Source organism: Corynebacterium urinipleomorphum (genome assembly GCF_900155535.1).
GTDB lineage: Bacteria > Actinomycetota > Actinomycetes > Mycobacteriales > Mycobacteriaceae > Corynebacterium > Corynebacterium urinipleomorphum.
On record NZ_LT706961.1, the window covers coordinates 43072 to 57758 of the forward strand.

13 protein-coding genes are annotated in these 14687 nt (G+C 64.0%); 4 read left to right on the forward strand and 9 right to left on the reverse strand.

What is annotated here, in order from left to right; translation table 11 throughout:
* The 6 genes from CZ338_RS00285 to CZ338_RS00310 all read right to left on the reverse strand — a co-directional run bounded on the left by CZ338_RS00285 (position 1) and on the right by CZ338_RS00310 (position 9508).
* Positions 1-1119, reverse strand: a complete 1119-nt coding sequence (locus tag CZ338_RS00285) for a potassium channel family protein (RefSeq protein WP_087116029.1) — start codon at positions 1117-1119, stop codon at positions 1-3.
* Position 1120: 1 nt separating this feature from the next.
* Positions 1121-4369, reverse strand: coding sequence for an ATP-dependent helicase (locus tag CZ338_RS00290; RefSeq protein WP_087116155.1), 3249 nt, complete (start codon positions 4367-4369; stop codon positions 1121-1123).
* A gap of 34 nt (positions 4370-4403) precedes the next feature.
* Positions 4404-7571, reverse strand: coding sequence for an ATP-dependent DNA helicase (locus CZ338_RS00295; RefSeq protein WP_087116031.1), 3168 nt, complete (start codon positions 7569-7571; stop codon positions 4404-4406).
* A gap of 3 nt (positions 7572-7574) precedes the next feature.
* Entirely contained in the window at positions 7575-8306 is a 732-nt protein-coding gene (locus tag CZ338_RS00300) for a hypothetical protein (protein ID WP_087116033.1), read from the reverse strand.
* 11 nt (positions 8307-8317) lie between these two features.
* A complete protein-coding gene (locus tag CZ338_RS00305; RefSeq protein ID WP_407919348.1) occupies positions 8318-9178 on the reverse strand; it encodes a DUF3152 domain-containing protein in 861 nt (286 codons plus the stop codon).
* A gap of 105 nt (positions 9179-9283) precedes the next feature.
* Positions 9284-9508 (reverse strand): DUF3107 domain-containing protein, encoded by a 225-nt coding sequence (locus tag CZ338_RS00310; RefSeq protein ID WP_087116037.1) that lies wholly within the window; start codon positions 9506-9508, stop codon positions 9284-9286.
* Positions 9509-9597: 89 nt separating this feature from the next.
* On the opposite strand from CZ338_RS00310, the gene CZ338_RS00315 reads away from it, so the two are divergent.
* Positions 9598-10956 carry a DEAD/DEAH box helicase gene (locus tag CZ338_RS00315; protein ID WP_087116039.1) on the forward strand — a complete coding sequence of 453 codons (1359 nt, stop codon included), beginning with the start codon at positions 9598-9600 and terminating at the stop codon, positions 10954-10956.
* The gene (locus CZ338_RS00320) at positions 10953-12170 is read left to right on the forward strand and encodes an Rv3212 family protein (RefSeq protein WP_087116041.1); all 1218 of its coding nucleotides are present in this window, start codon (positions 10953-10955) and stop codon (positions 12168-12170) included. Before CZ338_RS00315 ends, CZ338_RS00320 begins: the two co-directional genes overlap by 4 nt.
* Positions 12171-12183: 13 nt before the next feature.
* Here CZ338_RS00320 and CZ338_RS00325 read toward each other — a convergent pair whose 3' ends face one another.
* Positions 12184-12681: a hypothetical protein gene (locus tag CZ338_RS00325; RefSeq protein ID WP_143341217.1), complete on the reverse strand. Its 498-nt coding sequence runs from the start codon at positions 12679-12681 to the stop codon at positions 12184-12186.
* Between the two features lie 558 nt (positions 12682-13239).
* Between CZ338_RS00325 and CZ338_RS00330 the strand changes: the two genes are divergently transcribed.
* On the forward strand, positions 13240-13497 hold the full coding sequence (locus CZ338_RS00330) for a WhiB family transcriptional regulator (protein ID WP_087116157.1): 258 nt from the start codon (positions 13240-13242) through the stop codon (positions 13495-13497).
* A 134-nt stretch (positions 13498-13631) separates the two neighbouring features.
* On the forward strand, positions 13632-13706 hold the full coding sequence (locus tag CZ338_RS11335; RefSeq protein ID WP_100227335.1) for a 50S ribosomal protein bL37: 75 nt from the start codon (positions 13632-13634) through the stop codon (positions 13704-13706).
* A gap of 111 nt (positions 13707-13817) precedes the next feature.
* Here the strand turns inward: CZ338_RS11335 and CZ338_RS00335 are convergent, their stop codons facing one another.
* On the reverse strand, positions 13818-14072 hold the full coding sequence (locus CZ338_RS00335; RefSeq protein ID WP_087116045.1) for a hypothetical protein: 255 nt from the start codon (positions 14070-14072) through the stop codon (positions 13818-13820).
* 12 nt (positions 14073-14084) lie between these two features.
* On the reverse strand, positions 14085-14648 hold the full coding sequence (locus CZ338_RS00340) for a sigma-70 family RNA polymerase sigma factor (protein WP_087116047.1): 564 nt from the start codon (positions 14646-14648) through the stop codon (positions 14085-14087).
* Positions 14649-14687: the final 39 nt, after the last annotated feature.

Sequence of the window (14687 nt, forward strand, 5' to 3'; positions counted from 1 at the left end):
CTAATCATCCTCTTGGTCGCGGGCGGCCTCGGACAAATCGTCCGGGGTCTCCTCGGCATAGCGGATGTACAGGAGCTTATCGCCGGGCTCGACCGTCTCTGCCTCAGGGGAGTCGAGGCGGTAGAGCTCACCGGAGCGGACAACGCCGAGCACAATGTCGGCGAGGTGTCGCGGGTTTGCACCCACTTCGTCGTCCAGAATCGGGCGCTCGGAGACGGTGAAGCCGGCATTGGGGCTGAGCAGGTCCTCCATCATCTCCACCACCGTCGGGGTGGAGGTGGCAATGCCGAGAAGGCGGCCGGCGGTCTCCGAGGAGATCACCACCGAGTCGGCACCGGACTGCTCAAGCAAGTGCTGGTTCTCCGCTTCGCGGACGGAGGCCACGATGTTCACGCCCGGGTTGATCTCGCGCACCGACAGGGTGACCAGCACGGCGGTGTCGTCGGAGGACGGGGCGACCACCACGGAACGGGCACGGCTCACACCGGCGATCTTCAACACGTCCGACTTGGTGGCATTGCCGTGAACGCACACGAGACCACGGTTCTCAGCGTGGACAAGGGACTCGTTGTTGGCGTCGATGACGACGATGTTGGAGGGCGACATGCCCTCGGCAAGCAATGCCTCGACAGCCGATCTGCCCTTGGTGCCGTAACCGATGATGATGGTGTGGTTGCGCACGTTTTTCCTCCACCGTTGAAGTTGCAGCGTCTTGCGGGAATCCTCCGTCAGAACCGACAGCGTCGTGCCGACGAGCAGCATCAGGAACGCTACCCGGAGAGGAGTGACAATGAAGATGTTGACCAGCCGGGCCGTCTGCGTCACCGGGGTGATGTCGCCGTAACCCGTGGTGGACAGCGAGACCGCCGAATAGTAGACGGCATCAATGAAGGTCAGCGGTTCCGAATACGCGTTCCGGTCCGCCCACACGATGAGGGCGACGAGAATCATGAGGAAGATCGCGTACAGGAAACGCCTGGTGATCAGCGCCCACGGGGTGGCGCGTGCCTCCTGGGGCAGACGAATGACATTGATCAGCGCATGGTCAGGAAGCGCAGTGAGTTCTTCACTGCGCAGTCTGCTGCGGAACGAGATCCGCGGACCGAAGGAAAGCGCCATATCACGACTCTAGACCGGCCGGGGCCGCGCTTCGCAGCAGGTCCTCCAGCTCCCCGCGTTCGGGCAGGTCACTCGGGGCGAAGTCTTCGCCCGTTCGGACGTAGAAGAACACGGCACGGATGGGCTTCCCGTCCCCCGCGATACGGCGCCAGGCCTCGCGGTACACCGCCAGCTGGAGTTTCGCGGCCCGCATCTCCGTGGCCTGGGGTTTGTTGCCGGTCTTCCAGTCCACGATCGTCCAGCCGTCCTCGTCCTCGAAGACGGCGTCAATGCGGCCGCGCACCGTCGATGCGCCTAAGTCGATCTCGAAGGGGTGCTCGATATGCGCCGGGGTTCGCGCAGCCCACTGACTGGCAGAGAAGTTCTCCTTCAGGCGAGCCAGGGTGGCGGCATCGACGTCGGGCTCGAGGTTGCCGGGCAGTTCGTCGTCGTCAAGCAATGGCCGCGCCCCGAAGAAGCCTTCGATCCATTCGTGGAACGCGGTGCCTCGCTTGGCGTATGCGTTGGGTTTGAACGGAACCGGGCGGCGGGCGCGGCGGGCGAACTGCTCGGGGTCGGCTCGCAGGGCGACAATGTCTGAAGCTGTCAGCGTGGCCGGCATGACAACGGGGACTGCGGGGCGTTGGGCAGCCACGTGTTCCTCGATGAGGGCCTCCGTGTCGCGCTCCCACAGTGAATAGAGTTCGCCCGCTGCAAGCTCCGGCAACTGTTCGCGCGCAGCGCGGACCTGCTCCGCAGCCGCGAGGCTCGCCGCGTCGGCAGAGAAATGCGGCCAGGTCCCCTCGCGCGTCGCGGTCGGAGCGTCTTCTCCGGCATCACCGCCCTCCCACCAATGCAAGACAGTGGCGGCAGGAACAGCATCCGGCTGCATGAGCACGTCGCGCAGAGCCACGAAGTGGGCGTACGGCTCGGCGTGCTTCTCACGCTCTGGAACGATCGCTGAACCCGTGACCAGCAGGCGTTCGGCAGCACGGGTCACAGCCACATAGAACAAGCGCGCCGCTTCCTCCTCGAGCTCCCCCTTCTTCCCAGCGATGTACTCCTTGGAAAGTTTCTCGAATTCGCTGCGGTCCTCGGCGGCATCGAAGACGTCGTATGCGTCATCGGGCACGTACTTGACGTAAGTCAGGAACGTCTCGGTGGTGACGCTGTAGGTCTGCGTATCGGCGTGGATGACGGCGACGGTGTCCCACTCGAGTCCCTTCGCTTTGTGCGCCGTGAGGATCTGCACGCGGTCGTCGCTGATAGTCACGGAGCCCGGCTCGAGACCGTCTTCGTGCTCGGCGGCTAGGTCGAGGTACGCCAGGAAGCCTTCGATATCCGCGCCCGGGTAGGACGCGACTGTTTCTGCGAATTTGTCCAAGTGGACGGTGCCTGTCTGAGACGGCCGGGCGAGCACCTCGGTGCGGATGCCAAAGGTGGAGACAATGTCGTCGAACAGGTCAGGCAGACGCTTACCTAGACTGCGGGTGCGCAAAGCACGCAACTTCGCCGCCAGGGACTGGAGGCGAATAAGGCCCTCCGGCGAGTAGCGCTCCGGCTCGCCCAAGTCGGCGACCGCGTCACCGAGCCCCACACTTCGCTCGTTCTCGCCGACGGCGTTCTCCGCATTCTCGATCAACTCGGCCAGCTGAACCTGAAGGCGCTCGCGCGGGTCCGCGTCTGCGGGTAAATCTTCGACGGCGGACGAGCGCCGCTCTCCGGCCAGGTTCACCGCTCGGCTGGCCAGTGCAGAGATGTCCTTCAACCCGAGCCCGCACGCAGGGCCCGCGAGGATTCGCAGGGCCGCCGCGGAATCCTGCGGGTGCACGAGCATCCGTGCAACGGCGACAGCATCCGCTACTTCAGGGACGGTGAGCAGTCCGGCGATGCCGACGATCTCGTAGGGCACGCCGCGCGATTCGAGGGCTTCCGCTACGGCCGCGGAATGCTTGTTCTTGCGCACGAGCACCGCCGACGACACTGGCTTGCCGGCCTCGCGCCGTTCACGGTAATCCGCCGCCAAAGCGTCGGCTACGACCGCGATCTCCTCGTCCTCCGTGGCATAGAACCCGAGCTCCACGGTGCCTGGCTGGGCGTCCGGTTTGGATGTCAGAGGTTCCACCGCGCGTTGGACGCCCTCAGGGGTGCCCAGTACTGCGGCCGAGACCGAGTTAGCGGCCGCGAGCACTTCAGGCGGGTTTCGCCAGGACGTGGTCAGCTGCGCTTTGGGGGCTGGTGTTCCGTCCGGCAGCGGGAAGTCCTCGACGAACGCAGCCAAGTTCGCAGCGGTCGCACCGCGCCAGCCGTAGATCGCCTGCATCGGGTCGCCCACAGCGGTGACGGTGAGCGGCTGGGTGTGCCGGCTGGCATCGTCGCGGTTCTCCCCGAACAAGCTGCGCAACAGGACGCGTTGGGCGTGCGAGGTGTCCTGGTACTCGTCCAGCATGACCACGCGGAAACGGTCGCGCTGGGATGCGCCGACAGCCGGATGGTCCGCCGCCATCTGTGCGGCGACGGACATCTGCTCATTGAAGGTGACTACTCCCCGCTCCCGCAGCTCGCGGCCGAGCTCAAGCGCCAGATCGGCGTAGGCACGGCGCAACTGCTGGCGGTTCACCCATTTCTGCACGGTCTGGTTATACGCCTCACCTTGGCGTTTACCCCGCGGAAGGCCGGCGACATTGGCCACGAACGCTTGAGACTCCTCCCCAATCCGGGGATACGGGAAGAGCTCGTTGCCCACGTTGGTGACCAGCCCTAAGAGCGTGTCCACGACGGTCTCCATCGCAGGGTTCTCCCCCACCCCGTCAAGGAGCGCGCCACCGTGGTTGCTGACCACATCCCACGTGATGGCGTGCAGTTCCGCGTCAGTGATCAAACGGGCGTCCGGCTCAACGGGCACGAGCAAGCCATATTCGCGGATCAAATTGCCCGCGTAGGAGTCGTAGGTGGACACCGTCGGTGCGATCGCGGTCAGGTTTTCCGCCAGCGCCCCAGTCGGGTCGAGCCGGCGCACCAGCTGCTCGTCAGCGGCGAGCTTTTCCAGCCGCATGCGGATTCGCTTGCCCAGTTCCTGCGCGGCTTTCCTGGTGAAGGTCAGGCCCAGCACCTCTTCAGGGCGGACGTAGCCGTTGGCCACCAGCCACACCACACGCGATGCCATGGTCTCTGTCTTGCCCGCACCGGCGCCGGCGACGACGAGCAACGGTCCTGGCTCAGCACCGATGACTGCAGCTTGCTGGTCGGTGGGCATGAATTTCTCGCCCATGTAACGCCACAGCGTCGTGGGCGGGACGGGAGTGCTAGCCACGGGTAGTCACCTCTCCTTCCGGTTGCGCAGGACAAATGGATCTGACCTGGCAAAACGTGCAATGATCGCCGGTCACCGCGCGCAGGGTGGGACCAGTCATTTCGTCGATGAGCGGGCTGATCCGCTCGACGAATTCCATCAGCTGCTCTTCATCCTTGGGTGCTTGTGCACGCACAGTCGGCTTTTTCGCGTCCTTCGCAGGAAAGAGCAGCATTCCGCCGCCGACGTCCAGGGGAGTCTCGCCTTCGGCCGCGGTGACCACGCTGCCCTCGCGCCACACGCCTCGGCTCAACGCGAGCTGGTAGCTGAGCAGCTGCGGGTGCGCCTCCACATCTTTCTGGGACGGCGCTGTCTTTCCCGTCTTCAGGTCCACGATCTGCACAGGGCCATCCCCGTCTGCGTCGCCCTCGCGCTCCAGGCGGTCAATGCGTCCGCCGATGGCCAGGCCGGGCATGACCTCCACGTGCACGGGAACCTCTACCCCGAGCTGGGAGAACGTCCCGCGCGTGGAGTCGATCCATGCCTCGCAGCGGTCCAGCACGGCCGTGAACTCCGCCAGGTCATTCGCTTCTTTCCACGGCGGAACGTTGAACAGCGTGCGGTACGCGGCCACAGTGTCCGCGCGGGCGAGCTCGGGGTCGACCCCGTTTCCCAGAGCTTCGAAGAAGTAGTGGATGAGCGTTCCGCGGGTCATCGCGTCATTCGCCGCGGGCGCGATCTCGCGTTCCAGCACCCCGCGCATCGGGCATTCCAGCAGCCCCTCAATGCGCGAGGGCGACAGCCGGGTGGGCGTGGGCAGGGGCTCGCTTGTCGACGTCTCCGTGGTCCCCCACCACTGCCCCGGCTCCGCCGCGGCGATCCCGGCTTCCGCGAGCCGCGCGAGCTGGCGCGCCGCCTGCAACCGGGTCTGTTCGCTGGAATGCTCGTCGGTCAACGCCCGGCGCAGTTCGGCGACAATGTCCTCGACGGCCAGAACGCGGACAGCGTTGAGGTCCGCGCGCAGCTCATCGCCCTGCTCAATCGAATCGAACAGCGCCGGTGCTTGAACGCCGTCCAGATCGACGCGCTCCTGAGCAGTCACCGGTATGGCAGTGATCTCCTGGGGAACGATCCCGAATTCAGCCGCGAATTCTTTGAGAAACCTGGAGGGTTCGACCACCTCGTCGCCCTCCTCCGAGTGCACCGCCGTGACCACGACACGGTCAGTCGCACGACTGACCGCGAGGTGGAACAGGTGGCGCTCCTCCTTCAAGCGGTCGGCGATGTGGGATACCGGCGTGGCGGGATCGATCCCTTCGTCGACAAGGTCCACCAAATCCTCTTGGCGCATGAGCGTGCCGGTTTCGCTGAGCGTCGGCCAGGACAATTCCTGCACGCCGGAGACGATGACACGGGCGAATTCGCGCCCTGCGGCACCGTGCGCGGTGAGCAGCGGCACGGCATCGGGTGTAGCGGTGCGCCGGTCGCGCACACCGGTGGGCAACTCCTGCTCCTGAATGTGGGCAATGAAGGATTCCACAGTGGCGCTGGGACGGCGCTCCGTGAAGTCACCAGCAGCATCGAACAGCGCCATCATCGCATCCAAATCCCGGTCCGCCTGCGACCCGGCCGCGCCGCCGCGCAGCGCAATGGCCATGAGGCTGTCCGCCAGCTTCGTCGTGGACCAGATTGCCCAGAGCACTTCCTCGACGCTGCCGCCGTCAGACATCGCCGTGCGTCCTGCTTCGAGCACGTTCCGGATGCGGGTGAGAATATCCAGCTCACGCTGCGTGAGGGTGGAGCCAAAGTCGGGCAGTTCACCTTCCAGCGCAAGGAGCTCCGAGAGCGTGACTTCGGCCCGGGTGTCCTGCCGCCACCGGCGCAAGCCGCGCAGCAGACGCCGCAACGTCACGGGGTCGGTGCCGCCGACCGGTCCGAGCAGCAATTCCCGCCACTGCGCCATGCTCAACGGCTCCGTCAGCGCTGTCAGACCCAGCAGCATCGCAGCGACAATGCGCTGCTCCGCCAGCACCACGTCAGTCGGGTTGACTGCCACCGGTACACCGGCCTGTAGCAATGCGCGCCGCACTGGCTCAATCATCCCTACCGAACGCACGATGACAGCCATGTCGCGCCACGCCACCCTGTCCTCGAGGTGCCAGCGGCGCAGGCGGTCCACGACGACGGCATTGTTCACTGCGGCGCTCGGAGCGACCACTGCTTCAGCTAGAGGACGGCGGCGTGTTGCTCCAAGATCAATGGTCTCCACCCCATCATCACCTCGGGCGAGGTTTCTGAAGAACAGCGGGGACGCACCACGGAAGCGGAACACAGACTGCTCCTCATCGCCGCCAATGACAGTGAGTTCCGCCTCGGAAGCAAGTTTCCTCACTAACTGCCCCGAGGCGGGATCGAGGTGCTGGGCCTCGTCGACGATGACGGTGTGCCACGTTCGCGGCAGCGGGGCACGCACGGCCTGAGCAACGAGCTCGGAGGCGGAATAGCTCCGCGCCCCGTACAGGGCCATGACGTCTTGGTATTCCGCGAGGAAGTCACCCGCGGCGGACCACACCGGGATGCCGTGGCGTTGCCCCATCTCCCGCAGATCAGCCGGAGTCAGGGTGCGCTCGACGGCGCGCAACAGAAAGTCGCGGAGCTGGCGTGCGAAGCCTACCATGGGCAAGGCTGGACGCAGCTCCGCCGGCCACGTCCCGCCGCCGTCGGCGGCGTGGCCCTGCAGCAGCTCGCGGATGGCAAAATCTTGCTCGGCGCCCGAGATCAAGCGGATCGGTTCTTCACCGGACACATTCTCCGCTGCCGGGCCTCCCAGACGCATGAGTGCGAAGGCAAGCGAGTGAATGGAACGGACAATCGGCTCGTCCGCAACATAGCCAGAAGCTGCGAGCCTGTCCGACAGCTCCTCCCGCACGCGCGCACCCGATTCTTTTGAAGCGGTGAGGAAGACCACACCAGCGGGGTCGGCCCCGGCGCGAATCCTCTCCACTGCGGTGTCGATGAGGAAGCTGGTCACACCCGACCCGGCTCCACCGGTCACCTTGAACGTGCCGGTGGACGGCAACTCGACGGGCCACGTCCGTTCCTCCACTGTCCGTTCACGGCCTACCAAAAAGGCCTGCGGGTGAGGCGGGAGGATTAGCCCGGGTTCATGCGTGTGGGTCATGCCCTACAGTGTGGCATCCGCCCCGGACACAAGCAGACCGCGGACACGGTCAATTTTCGCACTAATGTTCGAAGATCCTCCAAATTCGGAGTTCAGGTGCTCCCTGTAGTCCAAAGCGCGCTCGCAGAGGAAGTACAAATCCGAAACATGGGACCACCGGCTCAGCACGGCATCGTCGACGGCATCGGCCAAGAGGCCGTCGATAAGCGTCAGCGCTGCGCTGTAACCGTGAGGGCGCGCTGCTGCGACGGGAACGAAATCTGTGAGCGCGGGAGGGAGCGAGCCAGCAAAAAGGCAGCACGCGAGGAAATCCGCGTGCACAATCTGCAGCTTCTTGTCCTGGCCCGTGCGTCCCTTCCAGGCAGCCCGATCCGCCTCAGCCCACGCGTCGTCGCGGTCGAGGGAGGGAGCGGGGAAATAGGCCATGGCGTCATCGAAACGCAGTGCCGCCGCGATCGCTTCGTCCACGCGGTGCCCGGGCTCGCCCTCAACAAAGTCGGTGGCGTGGTACCCGGCAACGGTGAAGCGACCGTCGGTGGCGCGCACTGGCCGCGCGACGCGGACGCCAGGGACAGTGACTTTCTCACGCACCTTGGATGACCACGCGGCGTGCGAGGGCGCTTGCGCGATGACGATTCTGCCGTAGCGCACCCCGTTCCCCCACTCCGGCCCCAGCGGCTGAGCCTGGGATTCGTCGGCCTGGAACGAGGTCAACACATGCCCCGGAATAGCCACCAGCGCACCTCCTAGACTGTTGCCGGACGCGGGTAGGGCCACGGGTTCGCGGTGCAGGTGTCCTCGTTGTCCGGGTAGACCTCCTGCGGAGCCAGCTGGAACAGTTCCTTGTTGTTCAGGCTCAGCGTCTGCTGCATCATGATCGGCGCGAGTTTGCCGTCGCCGTTGCAGGGCTCGTGCTCGGCGTACCCGAGGGAGTGCCCCACCTCGTGGTTGATCAGGTACTGGCGGTACATGCCCAAGTCACCGTTGTAGGGGGCAGCGCCACGGACCCAGCGGGATTCGTTGATGAGAACACGGTCCCCATCTTTTTCCGTGTACAACCTGCAGGACGTCTCGAGTCCCAGGTCGTTGCCGCAGGCCTCACGGCTAGTGCCCACGGACGTCAGCTGGATGCGCAAGTCCGGGTTGTCGGAAGCTGAAACGTGCTCGAAGCGGAACTTCGGGTCATTTGTCCAGCCGCGCGGATCGGACAAGGTGGCGTCCACGAGCGCGGCGAAGGAGTCGTCGCCGCCAAAGCTGGAGGTGTCCACTCCGTCTTCCACCTCAGTGGAAAAGCGGACGACCTTTTCTTTACCTTCGCCAGCGGTCATGCCCAGCTCACCGACCGGGCGGAATGTTCCCTTGCCCTGCTCGGTGAACGGCCCGCCCGGAGGCAGTTCCGTGATGGCCACTTCGCCTTCCGGCATGTCAGGCACAGTCATGCGGGATTCGCCGCCTCGGCCCGCCGTCCCCTGGGGTGCACGCGAGGTCGTCCCAACTGTCTCCCCTGCCGGGGTGTTCACGATGCTCCAGATCAGCAATGCCGTCACAACGACGAGAACTGGAATGGCGTAGGCGCGCCACCCGTAAGTGTCCACGAAGCGGGCCAGCGCCGATTGGTCGGGAGAACCCGCCGCCCGGTGGCCGGCGGGTCCGTGTTCGCCGTCCAAACGGCCGTCGGGGTGATACGTCATAAACCCAAATGTAACCCGGCTCTAGCGCGCGAACCCGACAGCACGCGGAGCGGAGTTACCCAATTCCACATACAGGATGCGCTCTGCGCGCACGACGTACTTCATGCCGCGCTCGTCGTCGAGAGTGACGGTGGAAGCGCCGGACTCGATCGCCTGCGTGATCTCCCCAAGGAGCTCGTCCTGCCCCTTGCTGGAGGTGATGGACAGTTCGCGGTGGGAGTCCGCCAGACCGATCTTGATTTCCATGCGTATTCGTCCTTCGCTTTTCAGGCTCTGTTGTTCATGCCGTAGCCGGCGATGGTCATATTGTAACGGTGGCCGGTTAAGATGTTCACGTGCCCGATCGTTCTGTACAGCAGCCCACGCAGCCGCCGACGTTCGCCGAGCTCGGCGTCGCCGCGGAGATCGTCGGGGCGCTCGCGGACAACGGGATCGAACGGGTCTTCTCCATCCAGGAACTCACTCTCCCTATCGCATTGACGGGCCGTGATTTGATTGGCCAGGCCCGCACGGGAATGGGTAAGACCTTGGCGTTCGGGGTCGCTTTGCTTGACCGCGTTTTTGACGACGCAGCCATAGCCGAGCTTGACGGCACCCCGCGCGCGCTTGTGATCACTCCCACGCGCGAGCTCGCTGTCCAGGTGGGCGAGGACCTCGCGCTCGCGGCGAAAAACACGCCGATCCGCTTATCGACGATCTATGGCGGCCGCCCCTACGACGAGCAACTCTCCGCCTTAAGCGACGGTGTCGATGTCGTCGTGGGCACCCCCGGCCGCCTGTTGGACCTGCACCAGCGCGGGGATCTGGATCTGAGCCAGGTGGCCATTCTCGTCCTCGATGAGGCCGACGAGATGTTGGACTTGGGGTTCCTGCCCGATATCCAGAAGCTCTGGGGCGCACTGAATCAGCCGCTGCAGACAATGCTGTTCTCTGCCACCATGCCGGGCCAGATCCTCACCCTGGCGAGGTCAATGATGAACAAGCCGCTGCACATTCGCGCAGAGGCCACGGAGTCATCCCAGGTGCACGACACCACCAAGCAGGTCGTGTTCTGCTCCCACAAGATGGACAAGCCCGAGGTGACCGCCCGTATCCTGCAGGCCGAGGGCCGCGGCAAGACCATCATCTTCACCCGCACGAAACGCACTGCAGCCGAAGTGTCCGAGGACCTCGCCGGCCGCGGTTTCGCCGTCGGCTCCGTCCATGGCGACCTGGGCCAGGAGGCCCGGGAGCGCTCCCTCGACGCGTTCCGCCGCGGCGACGTGGAAATTCTCGTGGCCACCGATGTCGCCGCCCGCGGCATCGACGTCGACGATGTCACCCACGTGATCAACTACCAGACCCCGGATGACCCGATGACGTACGTGCACCGCATCGGCCGCACCGGTCGTGCAGGCCGCACCGGCACCGCTGTCACGCTGGTCGGGTTCGACGAGGGCGCGAAGTGGAAACTGATCAGCGACGAACTCTCCTTGGACATGCCGGAGCCCCCTACCTGGTTCTCCACGTCACCTGAGTTGCGCGACGCTTTGGACATTCCCGAAAACGCTGGCTCGGCTGTCGGCCCTGCCCGATCCGTGCACGGCGTGCGGAAGAAGCGCGACACAGATTCAAACCACCCCAACACCCGGGGGCAGGGCCGCAACCGCCCGCGCAACCGTGACCGTTCCAATTCGAAGAGGAGGCGGCGATGAAAACACCGCTGCGCCGCACCCGCGGCGATCTCATTGCCACAGGCGTCATCGCCGCCATAGCTGCGATCGCTCTGCTAGTGGCATTCATCACGGCACCGATCCGCCAGGACAAGCTCACTCCGGCAGCGGAAGAAATCCCCAACGCCGGCGTTCTCGCCATCGCACCGCAGGCCCTCACCGAGGGAGTCCAGCTTCAGGACGACTCACCGTCCCCCCGCCCCCTCACCGTCGCGGGATTGATCATCACCTATGACAAGGAAATCGGAACGATTAAAGCTTCCACCTCGAGCGGCGAGGAAAAATGGACCTACACCCGCAAGCCCGAGCTGTGCGGCATGGCTGGTGCCTGGGACGATGTCGTGGCTGTGTACCGCACCAACATCGGCTGCGGTGACGTGGTTTCCATCAAGGCGACAACGGGCCAGTACTCGCACACCCGTTCCGCGATCGCACCGGATGACGTCGAAATCATCTCCTCCAACGACCGCGTGGGCTACGTCGCCCCGACCCGGACGGAGATCTGGCGCTCCGATCTCGTGCGCACCGTCGAGTACGGCGAGGTGGAAGCACCGCAAGAGCCGGACTTCCAACCGAACGCCGAGTGCAGCCGCACGTCCGCGCTGACGCGAAAAGAGTTCTACGCTGTCACCGAGAAGTGCGAAGACGGCTCGTGGCTACGCATGCAGGAAGCCACTCCCGAGGACTCTCGCAAACCCGAGATCATCAAATCGGTCCAGATCTCCGATGGCTCGTACCTTGTGGCGATCGGCGAGGAAGCAGCCGCAGTCTACGATCCCAGCACCTCCACGGTCAGTTCCTTCAACAAAGAAGGACAGGAACTAGCGAATGCCAAGGTGCCCCAGTCCGACCTGCTCTCCGACTCCCCTACCGGTGTGGCCGCCCCCCAAGTCGCAGATCTGCCCCACCACATGAGCTATTTCGACGGGGACAATCTCATGCTCCTCGACCCGGGCAACCTCGCCGTCACCACGATCTTCCCGGATGCGCTTGGGACCGGTTTCGGCGCCGGCGACCGCCTGCTTTATCCCACTCCGGAGGGCATTGCCGTGGCTAATTGGGACACCAAGTCCATCGACCGTGTCATCCCCGTTGACCGCCATGGATACACTGGCCCGATCTCTATCAGTTCCGCCGGGGCGACCGTGGTGGAAAAGCGCGGCACCGAGATCGCGGTGCTCGACCTCGTGCAGTAGCGAAACGCCCCGACTACTTACCCCGCCGCGCATCGAAGGCAGCAGTAGCCCAGGCGGTGGAGGCCGGATGCAGCGCACAGACGAGGGTGATTGCCGCGCTGAGAAGGGTCGCTGCCCCGAGCAGAGCTGCTCCGCCGCTGAACATATAGAAGGCGACGCCGACCATGAGTGCGTTCATGAACACGATGATGCTGCGGCCCCACTGGTTGCCGCGCAGAATATTGATACCGCCGTACGCCATCGGGCCGAACGTAAGCAGGATGAACAAGGCCGTGCCGATGCCCACAAAAGCGAATGCGGAGGTGTCGGATTGCACGAGGGTCTCGTCAGCGCCAGTACTCACCTGCTTGACAGCCAAGTACACGCCGTATCCGATGGCCACGACGCCTTCGAGCACCGCCAACACAGCGGCCGCCTTCATCGGTGCGGGAGCTTCCCCGCTCGCGCCGGCAACACGAGCGGTGCCAGATGCGTCAGCGGGCTTCGTCGGTTCGGGGCCTGTCATATTCACGCCCTCATATTAGAACCGGAACAAGGCAAGCCGATGGAGCGCACCGCTCCCAGCACGAAACAGGAATAGGCGATTTGACGTAGTGCATGTGGCCGCATCTCACCATTGTGAACGATCAGCCCAGTTCAGAGTATTTTTGCTCTGCAAAAAACATGCACATAATGACAGTCCGCCATTGCGATCTGCTGAAAAAACGGACACAGGAATATGATTCGCGTCACAATTTGGCGTTTACCCCTAGCGGGATGTATGTAAACGTGTCATTATTCTCGGGTAGCAAAAACAAAGAGCTAGTTACCTAGCCACTAACTCCAAGCCACCACGGAGTTAACTTCCGGTAAACGGAAGACGGGTCCCGAAGCCACCGGGAACACCGCCCGTTCAACACCGGAAATCATCTGCTTGCTCAAACCCTGATCTAAGCCAGGTTCCCCGCGCTTCAACGCGCGCTCGTTCCTGTGCCTTATGGACGGGCTTGTTAGTGGTGTGCACGCTTCATGACATTTCACGACATCTAACGCACAACGAACTCGAAGACCTAGAAGGAGCATGATCACCATGGATTGGCGCCACGAAGCAATTTGCCGCGACGAAGACCCCGAACTGTTCTTCCCGGTGGGCAACTCCGGCCCTGCACTCTCCCAGATCGCACAGGCCAAGCTGGTCTGCCACCGTTGCCCGGTGACCTCCCAGTGCCTGAAGTGGGCTCTGGAGACCGGCCAGGACGCTGGTGTCTGGGGCGGCCTGTCCGAGGAGGAGCGCCGCGCACTCAAGCGCCGCAACAAGCAGCGCAACCGTCAGCGTATTTCTGCCTAACGCGCCGGAACAGTCCGGAGCTGGCTCGGCCCTGCCCGGTATAAAGGTGGACCAATTACCGCTACCGGAGCGGGCCCCGATAAAGTGGACTGACAGTTAGATCAGTCCGATATGTTTGGCCCAAGGAGGTCGTTATGAGCAAGCGTGGTCGTAAGCGCAAGGACCGCCGCAAGAAGAGCGCTAACCGCGGCAAGCGCCCCAACGCATGAGCGTTGAGAGCATGAGGAACTCCCCTTCACCAGCACGAATTAGTCTGGTGAAGGGGAGTTTCGTATGCCAGCACCCGCTGGTACGAGCCCAGAGCTAGGCGGAAGAGGAAGCTACTCGTACCGGGTGTAGGAGATAGAAATAGACTGCACGATGCGCTGGCGCAGGGCCTCGGGCGCCTGATCTTGGCAGTTGCAGCGGCGAACCATCTGGCGGATCTCCGTCTCGGACTTGAGCCACGCGAAGCTCTCGGGGCAGGTCTGGATGATCTCGCGGATCTCGGCGACGCGCACCTGCGGGGTGTCTGCGTCGAAGTATTCGCAGAGTAGCGCGTGCGCGCGTGCTGGCTCGATATTGCAGTCGCCCATTATTTCTGCTCCTTAAAGACCAATGCCTTGTTCATTCGCCACATCCTTCAACAATTCGCGGAGCTGTTTTCTTCCACGGTGGAGGCGCGACATGACTGTTCCCAGGGGAATGTCCATGACTTCGGCGATTTCTTTATAAGCCAGACCTTCGACGTCGGCGTAGTAGACGACCATGCGGTAGTCGTCGTTGAGCGAGTTCATCGCTTCGGCGATCTGGGTGTCCGGCAGGTTCTTCAGCGCTTCGACCTCGGCGGATTGCAGTCCGGTCGAGTCGTGGGAGCTGGTGGTGTACAGCTGCCGGTCGGTGACATCTTCGGCGGAGGTCTCTAGCGGGCGGCGCTGTTTCTTCCGGTACGAGTTGATGTACGTGTTGGTCATGATCCGGTAGAGCCATGCCTTGAGGTTCGTTCCCTCCTTGAAGGAGTCGAACGCGTTAAAGGCCTTGAGGTAGGTCTCCTGCACCAGGTCTTCAGCGTCTTGGGGGTTGCGCGTCATGCGCAGCGCGCCGCCGTAGAGCTGGTCCAGCAGCGGCATCGCCTCCTCGGTGAAGCGCTGTTCAAGGTCATTTCCGGCCATGGGTGCCATCTTAGCGGCCGCGCGGCAGGACTAGGCTTG

Coding starts and splice junctions, on each gene's coding strand:
- CZ338_RS00340 (WP_087116047.1), bottom strand. CDS start 14,648: ATGGCCGGAAATGACCTTGAACAGCGCTTCACCGAGGAGGCGATGCCG.
- CZ338_RS00330 (WP_087116157.1), top strand. CDS start 13,240: ATGGATTGGCGCCACGAAGCAATTTGCCGCGACGAAGACCCCGAACTG.
- CZ338_RS00295 (WP_087116031.1), bottom strand. CDS start 7,571: ATGACCCACACGCATGAACCCGGGCTAATCCTCCCGCCTCACCCGCAG.
- CZ338_RS00310 (WP_087116037.1), bottom strand. CDS start 9,508: ATGGAAATCAAGATCGGTCTGGCGGACTCCCACCGCGAACTGTCCATC.
- CZ338_RS00335 (WP_087116045.1), bottom strand. CDS start 14,072: ATGGGCGACTGCAATATCGAGCCAGCACGCGCGCACGCGCTACTCTGC.
- CZ338_RS00320 (WP_087116041.1), top strand. CDS start 10,953: ATGAAAACACCGCTGCGCCGCACCCGCGGCGATCTCATTGCCACAGGC.
- CZ338_RS00290 (WP_087116155.1), bottom strand. CDS start 4,369: ATGGGCGAGAAATTCATGCCCACCGACCAGCAAGCTGCAGTCATCGGT.
- CZ338_RS00285 (WP_087116029.1), bottom strand. CDS start 1,119: ATGGCGCTTTCCTTCGGTCCGCGGATCTCGTTCCGCAGCAGACTGCGC.